The sequence below is a fragment of the Corynebacterium gottingense genome (assembly GCF_003693265.1).
GTDB classification, from domain to species: domain Bacteria; phylum Actinomycetota; class Actinomycetes; order Mycobacteriales; family Mycobacteriaceae; genus Corynebacterium; species Corynebacterium gottingense.
Genome location: NZ_RDRE01000001.1, coordinates 267,412 through 282,533 on the forward strand (window position 1 = coordinate 267,412; position 15,122 = coordinate 282,533).

General features: G+C 64.9%; 15 protein-coding genes. 7 read left to right on the forward strand and 8 right to left on the reverse strand.

Annotation, left to right across the window (positions count from 1 at the left end):
• On the forward strand, positions 1-948 hold the full coding sequence (locus tag EAW56_RS01320) for a hypothetical protein (protein WP_095277699.1): 948 nt from the start codon (positions 1-3) through the stop codon (positions 946-948).
• 250 nt (positions 949-1,198) lie between these two features.
• On the opposite strand, the gene EAW56_RS01325 is transcribed toward EAW56_RS01320, so the two are convergent.
• Positions 1,199-3,376 (reverse strand): NADP-dependent isocitrate dehydrogenase, encoded by a 2,178-nt coding sequence (locus EAW56_RS01325; RefSeq protein ID WP_122084733.1) that lies wholly within the window; start codon positions 3,374-3,376, stop codon positions 1,199-1,201.
• A 91-nt stretch (positions 3,377-3,467) separates the two neighbouring features.
• Here EAW56_RS01325 and EAW56_RS01330 point away from each other — a divergent pair, with 91 nt between their 5' ends.
• From EAW56_RS01330 to bsaP, 4 genes are all read left to right on the forward strand, one after another.
• Positions 3,468-4,394 carry an exodeoxyribonuclease III gene (locus tag EAW56_RS01330; protein WP_122084734.1) on the forward strand — a complete coding sequence of 309 codons (927 nt, stop codon included), beginning with the start codon at positions 3,468-3,470 and terminating at the stop codon, positions 4,392-4,394.
• Positions 4,391-5,185 (forward strand): trimeric intracellular cation channel family protein, encoded by a 795-nt coding sequence (locus EAW56_RS01335; RefSeq protein WP_122084736.1) that lies wholly within the window; start codon positions 4,391-4,393, stop codon positions 5,183-5,185. The genes EAW56_RS01330 and EAW56_RS01335 overlap by 4 nt, the downstream gene beginning before the upstream one ends.
• A gap of 127 nt (positions 5,186-5,312) precedes the next feature.
• A complete protein-coding gene (gene bioB / locus EAW56_RS01340) occupies positions 5,313-6,359 on the forward strand; it encodes a biotin synthase BioB (RefSeq protein ID WP_095277691.1) in 1,047 nt (348 codons plus the stop codon).
• Positions 6,359-6,562: a biotin synthase auxiliary protein BsaP gene (gene bsaP, locus EAW56_RS01345; protein WP_122084738.1), complete on the forward strand. Its 204-nt coding sequence runs from the start codon at positions 6,359-6,361 to the stop codon at positions 6,560-6,562. Before bioB ends, bsaP begins: the two co-directional genes overlap by 1 nt.
• 16 nt (positions 6,563-6,578) lie before the next feature.
• Here bsaP and EAW56_RS01350 read toward each other — a convergent pair whose 3' ends face one another.
• The 4 genes from EAW56_RS01350 to EAW56_RS01365 all read right to left on the reverse strand — a co-directional run bounded on the left by EAW56_RS01350 (position 6,579) and on the right by EAW56_RS01365 (position 8,948).
• Positions 6,579-7,262, reverse strand: a complete 684-nt coding sequence (locus tag EAW56_RS01350) for a hypothetical protein (protein WP_122084739.1) — start codon at positions 7,260-7,262, stop codon at positions 6,579-6,581.
• Entirely contained in the window at positions 7,259-7,942 is a 684-nt protein-coding gene (locus tag EAW56_RS01355) for an ATP-binding cassette domain-containing protein (protein WP_122084741.1), read from the reverse strand. Before EAW56_RS01355 ends, EAW56_RS01350 begins: the two co-directional genes overlap by 4 nt.
• Complete coding sequence (locus EAW56_RS01360) at positions 7,939-8,292, reverse strand: GntR family transcriptional regulator (RefSeq protein WP_122084742.1); 354 nt, start codon at positions 8,290-8,292, stop codon at positions 7,939-7,941. Before EAW56_RS01360 ends, EAW56_RS01355 begins: the two co-directional genes overlap by 4 nt.
• 179 nt (positions 8,293-8,471) lie before the next feature.
• Entirely contained in the window at positions 8,472-8,948 is a 477-nt protein-coding gene (locus EAW56_RS01365; protein ID WP_095553418.1) for a type 1 glutamine amidotransferase, read from the reverse strand.
• A 236-nt stretch (positions 8,949-9,184) separates the two neighbouring features.
• Here EAW56_RS01365 and trpS point away from each other — a divergent pair, with 236 nt between their 5' ends.
• The gene (gene trpS, locus EAW56_RS01370; RefSeq protein ID WP_095547581.1) at positions 9,185-10,192 is read left to right on the forward strand and encodes a tryptophan--tRNA ligase; all 1,008 of its coding nucleotides are present in this window, start codon (positions 9,185-9,187) and stop codon (positions 10,190-10,192) included.
• Positions 10,193-10,283: 91 nt separating this feature from the next.
• A complete protein-coding gene (locus EAW56_RS01375) occupies positions 10,284-11,369 on the forward strand; it encodes a YhjD/YihY/BrkB family envelope integrity protein (RefSeq protein ID WP_122084744.1) in 1,086 nt (361 codons plus the stop codon).
• Here EAW56_RS01375 and EAW56_RS01380 read toward each other — a convergent pair.
• The 3 genes from EAW56_RS01380 to EAW56_RS01390 form a co-directional block, all read right to left on the reverse strand.
• Positions 11,320-12,615 (reverse strand): D-alanyl-D-alanine carboxypeptidase family protein, encoded by a 1,296-nt coding sequence (locus EAW56_RS01380; protein ID WP_244213304.1) that lies wholly within the window; start codon positions 12,613-12,615, stop codon positions 11,320-11,322. The genes EAW56_RS01375 and EAW56_RS01380 overlap by 50 nt on opposite strands.
• Before the next feature lie 65 nt (positions 12,616-12,680).
• Positions 12,681-13,820: a trimeric intracellular cation channel family protein gene (locus EAW56_RS01385; protein ID WP_095277673.1), complete on the reverse strand. Its 1,140-nt coding sequence runs from the start codon at positions 13,818-13,820 to the stop codon at positions 12,681-12,683.
• A gap of 22 nt (positions 13,821-13,842) precedes the next feature.
• Positions 13,843-15,081 (reverse strand): hypothetical protein, encoded by a 1,239-nt coding sequence (locus tag EAW56_RS01390; RefSeq protein ID WP_122084745.1) that lies wholly within the window; start codon positions 15,079-15,081, stop codon positions 13,843-13,845.
• Positions 15,082-15,122: the final 41 nt, after the last annotated feature.

Sequence of the window (15,122 nt, forward strand, 5' to 3'; positions counted from 1 at the left end):
ATGGGGATTGACAGAGAAAACCAGGTCGAACTGCGGCGGTGGGAAGCACGGAAGGGGGAGCTGCGGCGGGGGATCGTCGATAAGCGCGCGCTGTCGCGGGAGGCACTCGTGTATCTCGCTGAGCACTATTTGGCGCTGAGCTCAGTGATCTACTACCCGCGTAGCGCGTGGGAGGAGTTGCGATACCATGAGCGGCAATGGCTGCGCGTCGAAGCCGCTGGCAGGACAAGTAACAGCGCGATCCTAGTTGGACGTTCGGCTGCGCGGATGCACGGTATGTGGGTCATTAGCACGTCAGCGGAACACATTGAGCTCGCCTTGCCATCCGGGGGTGTCTCTACCAACAGAGATCGTAGTCAGGGCCTGGTGTTTCGTCGATCGAAACTGCTCCCGATGGACATTGGCGACGTTGACGGGCACCGACTGACAACCGGTTTCCGCACTTTCGCTGACATCGCCCGCTACCACGGATTCGTCGAGGGACTCGTGGCGGCCGACTACCTACTCCGGAGAGGGTTCGATCTGGAGATGCTGCATACACATGCTGCCTTGCTCGGAAGAGCCAAGGGGATCGGTACGGTAAGAAAATGTTTGGACCACGCGGTAGCCAACTCCGATTCACCGTACGAATCCCTCGCGCGTGGGCTGCTCATCCAAGCAGGAATTGGTCCGGTGACAACGCAGTATGAGGTGGCTGGGCGGTATGCCGATCTGTGCATCGATGGCTGGCTGCTCATCGAGATCGATGGTGAGGTGAAATACCAAGGCCCAGACGCAGAACAGGTGAGGCAGAAGGAATTTCGCCGGCAAAAGCGGATAGCGAACCAGGGGTATGTGTTCCTGCGGTACTCGCCGGGCTTCCTGCGCAGAAATCCGGAGACGTTTGTGCAAGAAGTGCGCGACACTCTGGTGGGGCAGCAGAAAGCGGTGCGGCGGAGGCTACGTTGATGCGGCTGACACGAAAGCTAAAACGTAGCGGGAGAAGCGTAGCCCCTAAAAAGTAGCCTTTCGAGTAAACGGAAAAACTTTGGCCAACTCAAACATGATTTACTCGAAAGGCTACGTTCTAGAGGCTACGCATTAGGGGCTACGCTTCTGAGGCTACGTAGTGCGACATCGACAGGCCAGGTCAAGAGCCGCAAACCAAAGCCCCGGCCGCTGCGAATACGCAGCAACCGGGGCCGGAATGGCCGAGCGCCTACTTCTTCAGCGCGTCGATGACCTTGTTGAAGGTCGCGGACGGGCGCATGACCGCGGTGGTCTTCTCCTCGTCCGGCCAGTAGTAGCCACCCAGGTCAGCGGCGGAACCCTGTGCGGCGAGCAGCTCGGAGTCGATCTGCTCGGCGTTGGCGCGCAGGTCCTTGGCGATCGGCTCGAACGCGGAGGCCAGCTCGGCGTCGTCGGTCTGGGCGGCGAGCGCCTCGGCCCAGAACAGTGACAGCCAGAAGTGGGAGCCGCGGTCGTCGATCTCGTTGACCTTGCGGGACGGGGACTTGCCTTCGTCGAGAAGCTGCTCGGTGGCCTTGTCCAGCGCGGCGGCCAGGACGCCGGCGCGCTCGTTGCCGTTGGTGTTCTTCTCGTGGCGGAAGGACTCAGCCAGCGCGAGGTACTCGCCGAGGGAGTCCCAGCGCAGGTGGTTTTCCTCCTGGACCTGCTGAACGTGCTTCGGGGCGGAGCCGCCGGCACCGGTCTCGAACAGGCCGCCGCCTGCCATCAGCGGGACGACGGAGAGCATCTTCGCGGAGGTGCCCAGCTCGAGGATGGGGAAGAGGTCCGTGTTGTAGTCACGCAGCACGTTGCCGGTCACGGAGATGGTGTCCTCGCCGCGACGGATGCGCTCGATGGAGGTCTTGGTGGCCTCGACCGGGGACTGGATGGAGATGTCCAGGTCCTCGGTGTCGTGGTCGGCCAGGTACTTGTTCACCAGCTCAATGAGGTTGCGGTCGTGTGCGCGCTCCTCGTCGAGCCAGAAGATGGTCTTCATGCCGGACAGGCGTGCGCGGTTGACGGCAAGCTTGACCCAGTCCTGGATCGGGGCGTCCTTGGTCTGGGTGGCGCGCCAGATGTCGCCAGCCTGGACGTCGTGCTCGATGAGCACGTCACCGGCGGAGTTGACCACCTGGACGGTGCCGTCTGCCGGGATCTTGAAGGTCTTGTCGTGGGAGCCGTACTCCTCGGCCTTCTGCGCCATGAGGCCGACGTTCGGGACGGTACCCATGGTGGTTGGGTCGAAGGCACCGTTGGCGCGGCAGTCCTCGATCACGGCCTGGTACACACCGGCGTAGGAGGAGTCCGGGATGACGGCCAGGGTGTCCTGCTCCTGGTCGTCGGCGTTCCACATGTGGCCGGAGGTGCGGATCATGGCCGGCATGGAGGCGTCGATGATCACATCCGACGGCACGTGCAGGTTGGTGATGCCCTTGTGGGAGTTCACCATGGCCAGCGACGGGCCGTCGACAAGCTGCTGCTCGAAGGCCTTGCGGATCTCCTCGCCGTTCTCCAGCTCGGACAGGCCGTCGAGGATGGCGCCGAGGCCGTTCTCGCCGTTCAGGCCGGCCTCGAGCAGCTCTTCGCCGTACTTGTCGAAGACGGGCTTGAAGTATGCGCGCACGACGTGGCCGAAGATGATCGGGTCGGAGACCTTCATCATGGTGGCCTTCAGGTGCGCGGAGAAGAGCACGCCCTCTTCCTTGGCCTTCTTCACAGCGTCGAGCAGGAATGCGTCGAGCGCAGCGGCGGACATGTAGGTCGCGTCGATGACCTCGCCGGCCTGGACCTTCAGGCCCTCCTTGAGCACGGTGCCGTCGGTCATCTTGATGGTGAGGGTGTCCTCGGACGGGATGATGACGGACTTCTCGTTGTGGCGGAAGTCGCCGGCATCCATGGTGGCAACGTTGGTCTTGGAGTCCTTCGACCACTCGCCCATGGAGTGCGGGTGCTTCTTGGTGTAGTTCTTCACAGCTTCCGGCGCGCGGCGATCCGAGTTGCCCTCGCGCAGCACCGGGTTGACGGCGGAGCCCTTGACGGCGTCGTACTTCTCCTGCGCCTCCTCGTACTCCGGCAGGTCGAAGCCGGCGGCCTGCAGCTCGGCGATGGCCTTCTTCAGCTGCACCAGAGATGCGGAGATGTTCGGCAGCTTAATAATGTTCGCCTCGGGCGTCTTGGCCAGCTGGCCGAGCTGCGCCAATGCGTCGTCAAGCTTCTGCTCATCGGTGAGGCGCTCCGGGAACTGCGAGATAATGCGGCCGGCGAGCGAGATGTCGGCGGTATCCACATCGATCCCTGCCTGGGAAGCGAACGCCTCCACGATCGGCTTGAGCGAGTAGGTCGCCAGCAGGGGCGCCTCGTCGGTGCGGGTCCAGATGATCTTAGCCATTGTGCTCCTCATTTTTCTGGTTGGCAGTACTCAACCTCTCAGCGTACAGCGTTTACATACCGCTTGTCCTGTAAAAGGTAGTCTCGGGGGCATGAGTCTCACTATCGCTTCTGTGAATGTCAACGGGATTCGGGCCGCGACGAAGGTCCGCAACGAGGACAACCTGGGCATGCTCGAGTGGCTGCAGCACACCAGCGCCGACGTGGTACTGATGCAGGAAGTCCGTGCGACGGAGGAGCAGGCGCACGCGGCGCTTGCCCCCGCCCTCGATGAGGGTTGGCAGCTGGTAGTTGCGCCCGCTGAGGCGAAGGGGAGGGCCGGGGTCGGCATTTTGTCGAAGCATTCGCTTATCGACGTCCAGACCGGCATCCCCGGATTCGAAACCGCCGGCAGGTTCCTGGCGGGGACCCTGCCGTGCGGGACGCGCGTCGCCTCCCTCTACCTGCCGTCGGGCGCAGCGGAGACTGCGAAGCAGGATGAGAAGTACGAGTTCCTCGACCAGTTCGAGCCGCTGCTTGCCGAGTGGGCCACGCAGTACCCGCAGATGGTGATCGGCGGCGACTGGAACATCTGCCACCGCCGCGAGGACCTGAAGAACTGGAAGACGAACCGCAAGAAGTCGGGCTTCCTGCCGCCGGAGCGCGCGTTTATGGACTCGGTCTTCGGCGCATTCCCGGACGATGAGGCGCAGGATATAGAGGACAAGGCGAACGCCGGTTGGGTCGGCGCGGTCGACTACGGTCCCGAGGGTGCGGCGCCGCGCACGGCTGCGGCGGAGCCAGCGTGGTTCGACGTGGCCCGTCGCCTGTCGCCGGAAGCTGCGCCGTACACGTGGTGGACCTACCGCGGACAGGCGTTTAACAACGACGCCGGGTGGCGCATCGACTACCAGGCCGCGACCGCAGACATGCTTGCCCGGGCCCGGGGCAGCTGGGTGGAAAAGGCCGACGCGGTGGAGCTGCGCTGGTCGGACCACTCTCCACTGCTGGTGGAATACGCCGACGGGGGTGGCGCATGATCGCTTCCTATGTTGCCAACTTCAGCACCGCGAACCTGGTCTCCATCCTCTACGTCATCGGCATCGTGGCCGAGGCGATGACGGCGGCGGTGGCCGCGGGCCGGATGCGCATGGACCTGTTCGGCGTGATCACGCTCGGCGCGCTGACTGCGTTGGGCGGCGGCACGGTGCGCGACGTGCTGCTCGGCACGTACCCGCTGACCTGGGTGGAGCAGCCGCTTTACCTGCTCACGGTGATTATCGCGGCCGCGGTGACGGTGCGGGTGAGTTGGCTGCTGGTACGTCTGCGTCGCAGCTTCCTGGTTGCCGACGCGATCGGCCTGGCCGCCTTCGCCGTGCTGGGTATCCAAACTGCGGTGGAGAACGGCCACAGCTTCATCATCGCGTGCGTGGCCGCGGTGACCACGGGTGTCTCGGGCGGTGTGCTTCGCGACGTCCTCTCCGACCGCGTCCCGCTCGTCTTCCACAAGGAGATGTACGCCTCCGCCGCCGTCATCGGTGTTGTGGTGTGGTGGGCCCTGTCCTGGCTGGGCGTCCACGAGTGGGCGGTCATCCTAGTAACGCTCGTCGCGGTGCTCGGGGTGCGCCTGTTCTCGCTCAAGCGGGGCTGGAGCCTGCCGGTCTACGAGTACGACGAGGAGGCCGCCGCGGCGTACGACCCGCGATACGCCCTGACCACCTTCATGTATCACCGCGCTCGCCACATTCCGGGCGCGCGCACTGCGTACCGGGGCTTGAAGAAGATGAAGCTGCCGCCCAGGAGCGAGCGGAAGCGCTCCGACGGCGAGTGATCCTGACATCGCGCACCCCCGCCCCCAGATTCGGGGACGCGGGGGATTTTTGGGGCAACACCTGAACACTGTTCAAGCAATGCGGTAGCCTTTTGGCAGTCATTACATTGAGAACGGAGTTTAACCAATGTCACACGCACCTATTCTTGATATTGCACGCGAAAAGGCCCTGGAGAAGGGCGAGGGCCTGAACCAGGAGGAGATCCTGCAGGTCCTCCAGGTTCCTGACGAGGACCTCCAGGAGCTGCTGGAGATCGCGCACGAGACCCGCATCAAGCACTGCGGCGTCGACGTGTCGCTCGAGGGCATCATCTCCCTGAAGACCGGCGGCTGCCCCGAGGACTGCCACTTCTGCTCCCAGTCCGGCCTGTTCGAGTCCCCGGTCCGCGCAGTGACCCTGGACATCAACGAGCTCGTTGAGGCTGCCAAGCAGTCCGAGAAGATGGGCGCGGCTGAGTTCTGCATCGTCGCCGCCGTGAAGGGGCCGACCCAGCAGCTGCTCGACCAGGTTGCCGCCGCGGTCAAGGCCATCCAGGACGAGGTGGACATCTCCATCTCCGCATCCCTGGGCATCCTCACCCAGGACCAGGCGCGCCAGCTCAAGGAGATGGGCGTGTCTCGCTACAACCACAATTTTGAGACCGCGAAGTCTTACTTCCCCAACGTGGTGACCACCCACACCTGGGAGGAGCGCAAGAACACGCTCGAGTACGTGCTGGCCGAGGGCATGGAGACCTGCTGCGGTGGCATCATTGGCCTGGGCGAGTCCCTGGAGCAGCGCGCCGAGTTCGCAACCCAGCTCGCGGAGATCCAGCCGCACGAGGTCCCGATGAACTTCCTCGACCCACGCCCGGGCACCCCGTTTGAGGACCGTCCGCTGGTTCCGCAGGGCGAGGCGTTGCGTGCTGTTGCCGCGTTCCGTCTGGCCATGCCGACCGCACAGCTGCGTTTCGCTGGCGGCACCGAGCTCGCGCTTGGCGACGACGGCACCGAGGCCGGCCTCCTCGGCGGCGCCAACGCCATCATCGGCGGCAACTACCTGACCACCCTGGGCCGCCCGATCGAGCAGGATCGCGAGGCCGTCGACCGCGTGCTTGACCTGGGCATCACCCCGGTCGGCCAGAAGATGAAGTCCGGCCACGGCGCGGTCTACGACACCATCAAGGCCCTCTAATGCGCGTGCCGGAGAGCACCGAGCTTGCCGACGCCGTCCTGTCCGGCGAGATTCAGTTGCCTGTGAACCCGAATCGTCCCTACGACGCGCCGCGCATCTGCCCGGTGTGCGAGCGCCGCATGGTGGTGAAAATCAGCCCGTTCGGCTGGGAGGCATGCTGCTCCCGCCACGGCATCCTGCGCTCGGAGTGGCTGGAGCGGTAGGGGGCGCGAGTGGTTGCTAGGGCACGAAGCGCTTCGTGCTACGAAACGCCACCGCGCTGACGGCGAGTGTGACTAGGCATGCGGCGTATATGCCACTGGCAGCGGCGGTGTCCCAATCGCGTACAGGGGACCCTATTGCCCAGTACAGCGCCACCGCCATGAGGAACGTGGAAAATGCGGTGATGAGGCCGCGTCCGGCACCGTAGGAGGCGTAGACCAAACCGAGCGCAACCCCCACGATGGCAGCCACGAAGAAGAACGCAATGTGGAGCAGCATCGTCAGGGTCATAGATGTGGTGTCTTGCCCGGCGTTCACCATGATGTAGGCATCGCCGTTCGTGTCCGTCCAGGGTACGTCTGCGCCGTTGGTGAATAGGAACAGGTCATAGGGCTGGTAGTACGGGTTCTTGAACTGGTTGTAGATCGAGGATGCCGCGGTGGACACTCCAAGTATCACCGCCACAATGACGGCGGTGATTGTTGCAGAGTTCATCCACGCGGAAAAGCTCGCGCCGAGCTGGTTTAACGCGCTCCACTGCGTGCCAGCGTGGATAAATAGGGCGGTCAGGGCGAAGCCTCCGAAGATGGTCCAGAAGGAACCGTCTCCACTGTAGAAACGGCCCAGAGGGGCCAGGATCAGTAATACGGCCAACGCCACCAGGTAGGACAGCGGCTTGAAGGGGCTGAGGAAGAGTTTCATCGTTCGGGCCTTTCTGTCGCAAGGAGGTCGATGAGTTCGGCATCGTCCGGGTATTCGATGGGCAGGTGGACATTGTTCTCACTGATGGGTTCAGCGAAAGTGGCGCGTGTCGTTGGCCCGAGGCTCGCCGTCTCGGCGACGGGGAAGCGAGCGATAAGTTCCTTGATCTCGGCGGTGGGGCCGGTGACCGTCGGAAAACGCAGGCGGGCGTCGTCGAGTGGGACAGGGCGCGAGACCTCGTGATCGAATGTCTGCATGACATGGGTGGCCAAACCGGCGAAGTCCTCGGCGCGATGCGACGCCATCACCACGCTGCGCTGCGGGTTCTCCGCGATGTAGTCAATCAGCCGCTGGCGGACCTGTTTGCGGGTGGTGGTGTCGATGCCGTCAAACGGCTCGTCGAGGAGTAACAGGTCCTTGCCGATGGCTAGGGCTACCTCGATGGTGAGGAGGCGGCGCTGCCCAACGGAGAGGTCCCTGATGCGGGTGTTGGGGAAGTCGAGCTCTACATGTGGGTGGATGGCCGCGACCGCGCGCAGGTGGCCGTCCACGGTCGTGCCCGCAAACTTCGCGTCCGCACCAGCCGGGACAAACGCGGCGTGCGGGCCCATGAGCGTGTGTAGGAAATGGGTTTTGCCGGCGGCGTTTGGGCCGACCAGCGCGTAGAAGCCGGGGTTCATTGGGTGCGCTCCTTTTCAATCATTGCGGCAAGCTCCTCGGTGGTGATGCCGAGCTGGTTGGCCTCATGGACAAGCGGTTGGACAAAGTCGCGGGCAAATGCCTCACGACGCGTACCTAATACCTGGTCACGCGCATTCTCTAGAACAAACATGCCGAGCCCGCGACGCTTTTCCAGCAGGCCCTCGTCGAATAGTTCGGTGAGCGCCTTGGCGGAGGTTGTTGGGTTGACGGAGTGATAGGCGGACAACTCGTTGGTGGACGGCACCCGGTCGCCGGGGGCGAGGGTGCCAGCGCCGATGAGGTCACGTAACTCATCGGCAATCTGTTGGTATATGGGTTTACCACTCATGTGGGTAACCATAGAACCGGAAAGGCTGGCGTGTCAACCCCCAATTTTTCCAACGCGCCGGGTATGGCAGGTTAGATCGCGAAAGCTGCTTGTCAGCGCTGATTTCTAGCAGTGCTGCGTCCCTGTACTACTAGTCGGGTCGAGCAAGTGGTAGGCGAAATCTGAAATACCTACCGCAACTACCGCCACACCTGGGCGGCATGGACGGAGCCGGTGGCGAGGGTGTCGCCGGTATGGGTGAGGCGGTCGACGTGACGCGAGAGATCTTGGGCGACGGTGGTGGCGTCGTAATTGCTGCGTGCAGCCCATTGACCTGCGACATCAGGGGCGCATTCGGGGTAGAACTGCACCGAAACGATGGGGCCGAGCCGCATTGCCTGGATAGGGCAGTGAGCACTCGAACCGAGTAGTTGCGCGCCGGGCGGGAGTGACACTACTGCGTCGTGGTGGGATTCGACGACAACCGGCTCGAGGATGAGGGGGCCGAGGAGAGGGTCTGTGCGACCGGCTTCGGTCAGCGACAGCCGTACGGTGCCCTTTTTGTTCTGGCTGGCCAGGCCAACGGAGACGTCACCGCCGAAGCAGTCGGCGATGATCTGGTGGCCGAAGCTCTGGAGCGGGCTGATCGGGTCGAGCTGGAGGGCAGTGATACGCACGTTGAGGAATCAAACGAGACGATGCGACGCATTTCATCAGTGACGCGGATCTGCCGTTGCCCTCGTGTTCTCTTGAGGATCAGCTTCTCGAATGAAGTCTAGCCACGGTGCGGATGTTCTCCCTTGGCATCCTGAACTGTCTCAGGGCGGTTACTTACAGTCATCGCTGCTCTTTTCGTGGGCTTCATCGTAGCGATAAAGAACCCCCGGTTCCCTCGATTACGTATCGGGTTAATATGTGGTGTATGAAACGCGTCCTTTCCGGAATCCAGCCCACCGCCGACTCCTACCACCTGGGGAACTACCTCGGTGCGCTGAAGCAGTGGATTGACCTGCAGGACGACTACGAGGCGTTCTACTTCATTCCTGACCTGCATGCGATCACGGTGGAGCAGGACCCGGAGGAGCTGCGCCAGCGCACGATCGCCGGCTGCGCACAGCTGATTGCGCTGGGCATCGACCCGGAGAAGTCCACCCTGTTCGTGCAGTCGCACGTGCCGGAGCACGCGGAGCTGACCTGGGTGCTGCAGTGCCTGACCGGCTTTGGCGAGGCCAGCCGCATGACCCAGTTCAAGGACAAGAGCCAGAAGCAGGGGCAGGACCGCACCTCGGTGGGCCTGTTTACTTATCCCGTCTTGATGGCCGCGGACATCCTGCTGTACTCCCCGCAGCTCGTGCCGGTGGGCGAGGACCAGCGCCAGCACCTCGAGCTGACGCGCAACCTGGCGGAGCGCTTCAACGCCAAGCGCGGCGAGACCTTCGTGGTGCCGGAGGGCTTCATCCCGGAGGGCGCGGCGAAGATCTATGACCTGCAGGATCCGACCTCCAAGATGAGCAAGTCGGGCCAGAACCCGAAGGGCCTGATTAACCTGCTGGACGCGCCGAAGACGTCGGCAAAGCGCATCCGCTCGGCCGTGACCGACGCGGACGGCGTCATCGCCTACGACAAGGAGAACAAGCCGGGCGTGTCCAACCTGCTGGTCATCCAGTCGGCGCTGACGGGCAAGTCCATCGATGACCTGGTCGCCGGCTACGAGGGCCAGGGCTACGGCGCGCTCAAGGTGGACACGGCGGACGCGCTCGAGGCGTTCACCACCCCGCTGCGCGCCCGCTACGACGAGCTCATGTCGGACCAGGCGGAGCTCGAGGCCATCCTCGCCCGCGGTGCGGAGCGCGCCCGCGAGGTCGCCGCGCCGCTGCTCGCCGATGTCTACGAGAAGACCGGTTTTCTCAAGCGCGCCTAACGCCACACGGGGCATCGAGTATCGACGCCCCAACGCTTCCTCTACGATTGTGGTGCTGACAACAGTCCACTGAGTGAGGAAGGATTGCCGCATGGCAACATCGACGTCGCCGTCCAAGGCGTACACCGACGAGCACGGCATTGAGCGTGCTACGAAGCAGCAGCAGGACGGCGCCATGGGCGAGGTGCAGAAGAAGGCGCCCGCCGTTGGCCACCTATTGCGCATGAACGACCGCTTCGGCGCCCAGGGCGGCAACCACTACGCCGCGGGCATCACGTACTTTTCCGTGCTCTCGCTCTTCCCGCTTTTGATGCTGGTTTTCGCCGGCCTCGGTTTCTTCCTCAACGCCCGCCCGGACCTCATGCAGGACATCCAGAACCAGGTCAGCGAGAGCCTGGAGGGCGACATGGGCAGCATGGTCAATGACCTCATCCAGTCCGCGATTGATCAGCGCGGCGCGGTCGCCGGCATCGGCCTGCTCACCACCCTGTGGTCCGGACTGGGCTGGATGAACAACCTGCGCGTCGGCGTCTCCGCGATGTGGAACCTGGACGCCAACGAGGGCGGCGGCTTCGTGTCCAAGAAGCTGTGGGACCTCGTTGGCCTGATCGGCCTCATTGTGCTGTTCGTCGTCGCGTTCGCCGTCACCGCGCTCGGTGTGTCGGGCTGGACGGACCAACTGCTCGAGTACATCGGCCTGGACCAGGTCCCGGGCGCGCGCGTGCTGGTGTGGGTCGTCGTGCTGCTCGTGGGCATCCTGGCGAACTTCCTCGTCATGCTGTGGGTCGTGATGTTCCTGCCGCGCACGAAGGTGCCGGTGAAGTCCGGCATGCAGGGCGCGCTGCTCGGCGCGATCGTCTTCGAGGTGATCAAGCAGTTCGCCGGCCTCATCATCGGCGCGATGACCGGCAACCCGGCGGGCGCCATCTTCGGCCCGCTGATCTCCCTGATGGTTGTGCTCTATCTGATCTGGCGCGTCGTCCTGTACGTGTCCGCGTGGACCGCGACAACCCAGGAGAGCCTGAAGCGTGCGCCCGCGGAGGTGCCGGAGCCCGCCGTGATCAACGTCCGCTCCGGCGCCGCCCGCCAGAATTCCAACACCGGCAAGGCGCTCGGTGTCGGCGCGGCTATTGGCGCCGTCGGTGTCGGGGTGGTGTCCCTCTTGACTCGAGGCTAAGCGCCAGCGCCACCAGCGCCAGCACGGCCACGCCGGCGACGATCCCGATGGACTTCCACGGGGTGGTCGCCGGCGCTTTTTGCGCATCAGTGCTTGTCGACGCCCCCTCGTCCGGACCCGGAGCGAGGGGAGTGGTGGAGGGCGAGGTGGAGGGAGCGGTGGCGTCGTCAAGCGATGCGACACCCTGGCCCGCGGCGACTGGGTAGGCAGCGAAGAGAAGCTCCTGGGCCTGGCCCCACGCGCGGTGCTCGCCGACGGTGGTGTCCAGGAGCACCGCGACGAGGCGGCGGCCGTCATGGTGCACGCCGCCGACGAAGGTGTGGTTGGCGTCGTCGGTGTAGCCGGTCTTGCCGCCGATGCCCTCGGGGTCGTTGAGGTAGAGCTGGTTGTCGTTCCAGAGCTGGAAGCCGGGCAGGTCGTCGAAGCCGGGGAACTCGTAGGAATCCGTGTCCACGATGCTGGCAAAGGTCTGGTTTTGGAACGCGGCGCGGTAGGCCAGCGACAGGTCCCAGGCGGAGGTGGACATGCCGGGGGCGTCGAGCCCGGAGTAGGACGCGACGTAGGTATCGCGCATGCCGAGGTCCTGGGCGAGCGCGTTGACCTTGCGCAGCGCCGCGTCGTCGCCGCCGATCGCCTGGGCGAGGGCGTGGGCGGTATCGTTGCCCGACGCCATGAGCAGGCCGTGCAGGAGGTCGTTGACGGTGTAGGTGCCGCCCGCCCCGATGCCGGCGCGCGAGCCCTCCTGGTTCGCGGACGCTTCCGAGACCGGGACCTGTTGGTCCAGCGGGAGCTCGTTGATCACCACGAGCGCGAGCAGGACCTTGATAATCGAGGCCGGCCGGTACCGCCCGTGCGGGTCCTTCATCGCGACGACCTCGCCGGAGTCGGCGTCGAACACGGCCCAGGCGGAGGCGTACACGTCGCGCGGCACCGCATAGCCGGGCGGGACGATCACGCCGCAGGGGCCGTCGTAGACCTGCGGCGGCGGCGTCGGCGTGGGCTGACCCGGCGCGAGCCGCTCGGAGGTGGACATCGCTGCCGACGGCCGCTGCGCGTTCGGGCAGTTGTCGGTGTCCGGGGCGCGGTCGCGCACCGGTGGGACCCAGTTGCCAAACTCGTCGAAGTGGCCGGGGCCTGGGGTGAGCGAAGTCGTGGACGTCTCCTGCGCGACCGCCGGGTTCGGGGCGGCAGGCACCGCGATGGCTATCGACGCCACCGCCACGGCAGCGACACTTCTCCGTTGCACAAACACATCGCTTGATCGTACGCGCTGTCGGCTATAGGCCCGCGGAGGAACGCGCGTGGGCGGCGCTACTCGTCGTTCTGGGCGTAGCGGGCGGCGAGGCGCTCGATGAGCTCGTCGGTGAGCTTGTCGTCAGCGAGGATCGTATCGAGCATGTCGTTGTGCATTGCGATCGTGTCGGCGTCGGCGGGGCGGCGGTCCTCGGGGGCTGGGTCGTCGTCGTACGAGTCGCCGGCGAGGTCCACGCCCAGGCCGTCGAGGAGGCTCTCGGGCTCGGCGGGCTCAGTGGCGTCGCGAGGCGATTGCTCGGCCTTGTCCAGCATCGTCGGGTCGATGGCGGAAAATTCGTGGGTGAACTCCTGCAGGAAATCGTCCGCTTCAGTCTGCGCGGTGGCGCGGCGCTTGCCCTTGCGCACCTCGCTTTCGATGCGTCGCTGCAGCGCTTTCTCCATCTGGCGGTGGCGCCACGACCGCACGCGGGTCGGCTCCAGCTCGCGGGCGACGGCGCGCGAGCGGTGCTCCGCCTTCTTGGCCAGGTGCGCCACCTGTACCGCGGTCTCATTCACCGGTGCGTACTCCGGGTTGGTGGACACGCGCCAGTTCCCCCAGTAACCGGCGAGGAACAGCGCGAAGCTGACGATCGGCCCCAGCACCATGCCCACGGCGAGGAACCCCGTCGCGTTGCCCAGCAACATGATCAGCGCGCAGGCGACCGCCGGGATGACCGTCGGCTGATTGTCGCCGAAAATGGACGGCTCGCGCCCGGTGACCACGTCGCGGATCATGCCGCCGCCCGTCGCCGTGAACACGCCCATCATGATCGTGGGCAGGATGGGCAGGCCGTACGTGATCGCCTTGCCCGCGCCCGTGGCGGCCCACAGCGCCGAGACGAACGCGTCGCCGTGGCTTTGTAAGAGCTCCCAGGCCTTGCCCTTGAAGTAGGTGAAGCGGGCGATGAGCGCGCCCGTGAACGCCAAGATGAGGTACTCGGGTTGGTTCATGGCGGCGACGGTGCCCTGGTTGATTAGGACGTCGCGAAGCATGCCCCCGCCGAGGGCGGACAGCATGGCGATGAAGAAGAAACCGATGATGTCGTAGCCGCGGTGGCGGGCTAGGGTTCCTCCGATGATGCCCATGAGCAGCACACCGGAGACGTCGAACCAACGGTAGATAGTGGTGATTAGGGGATCGACCTGATCGGGGGTCATGGCGTGGGATGCCTGAAGCTTTCTAGAACTTGGAGAAGCGCTTGATCAGCTGGTTTTCCATCTCGGTCCACGATTCCGCCTTATCCGTGAATGGGGCGGACGGGACGTAGCCTGCGGCCTCGGTCGAACCGAGCATGTAGGCCAGGTAGTCCTGGAAGCGCGGGTTGGCCAGCAGGAAGGAATTGAGAGAGTCGTCCTTGGCCCAGTCGGCGGCGTCGGCAAGCAGCTCGTACGCCTTCGCCATCTGCTGGGTGTCCACGGTGTCGACACCCTTCGCGATGTCCTGCGCAAGCCCGTTGAACGAGTAGGAGTTGTCCGGGTGGACCTCCACCTTCAGGTCGCCGGCATTGGCGGCGTTGACCAAGTCCGGCCAGGTGGACAGGGAGGCCAGGTCGTGCTCGTCGTTCTGCAGGATCCAGCGGCCGAGGTGCTTCGTGGACGGGAACGTCATGATCTCGCCGTACTTGCCCATGAACACCGGGGCGGAGCCGAGGTAGGTGCGCAGGGTGTACACGCTCTTGCCCTGGATGGAGATCTTGACCGGGTCGATGCCGGCGTTGGCCCACACCGTGGCGTCGTACGGGTCCGCCGCGGCGGCCTGCTCCTTCGCCGCCGCCTCCTCGCGTTCCTTGTTCGCGGCGCGCGTTGCCTGGGCGGACTCGATCGCGGCGCGCGCATTATCGACGCTCGCAGCATCCAGCTCATCCGCCGACACCAAGCGCACAGCGCCATCGAGCGACTCCACGACCTCCTTCCAGTTGGCCAGGATGACGTGGCCGAGCCCGGTCCACTCGTCCATGCCGTTCTCGCCCGCGTAGTGGTCGGCGCCGCGCGCCACGTTGCCCAGCACCGAGTGCGAGGCGAAGAAGATCTGCGCGTGCTCCGCGCTGGCTACGTCCGCCAGCGAGCGCGCGATCTGCAGCACGCCGCCCAGCGACGAGACGTTGACGTGGCTCGGGCGCCCCGCCAAGTACTCGGGCGCGCCGATGATGTCGAACGTGTGCTTCTCGTCCGGCACGACGCGGTCGTTGCCCTGGCCGCTAAAGTGCGCCCACTTCGGGTGGTCCGTCAGGTCGTGCTCGGCGTGGGTATTGATGTACGCCAGCAGCTCGGCCGGTGAATTAAACACCAGGATGGACTGGTCGTCTCCGAGGAACGCCTGCCACTCGGAGCCGTGCTCCTTCCAGGTCGGGGCCCACAGGGTGTAGAAGTCGCCCTGGGTCAGTGAAATCTTGACGGGGAGGATCGCGCGCGTGCTCATGAACGCAAACTTTACTAAAGGTCGCCGCGCGCGACGCACCC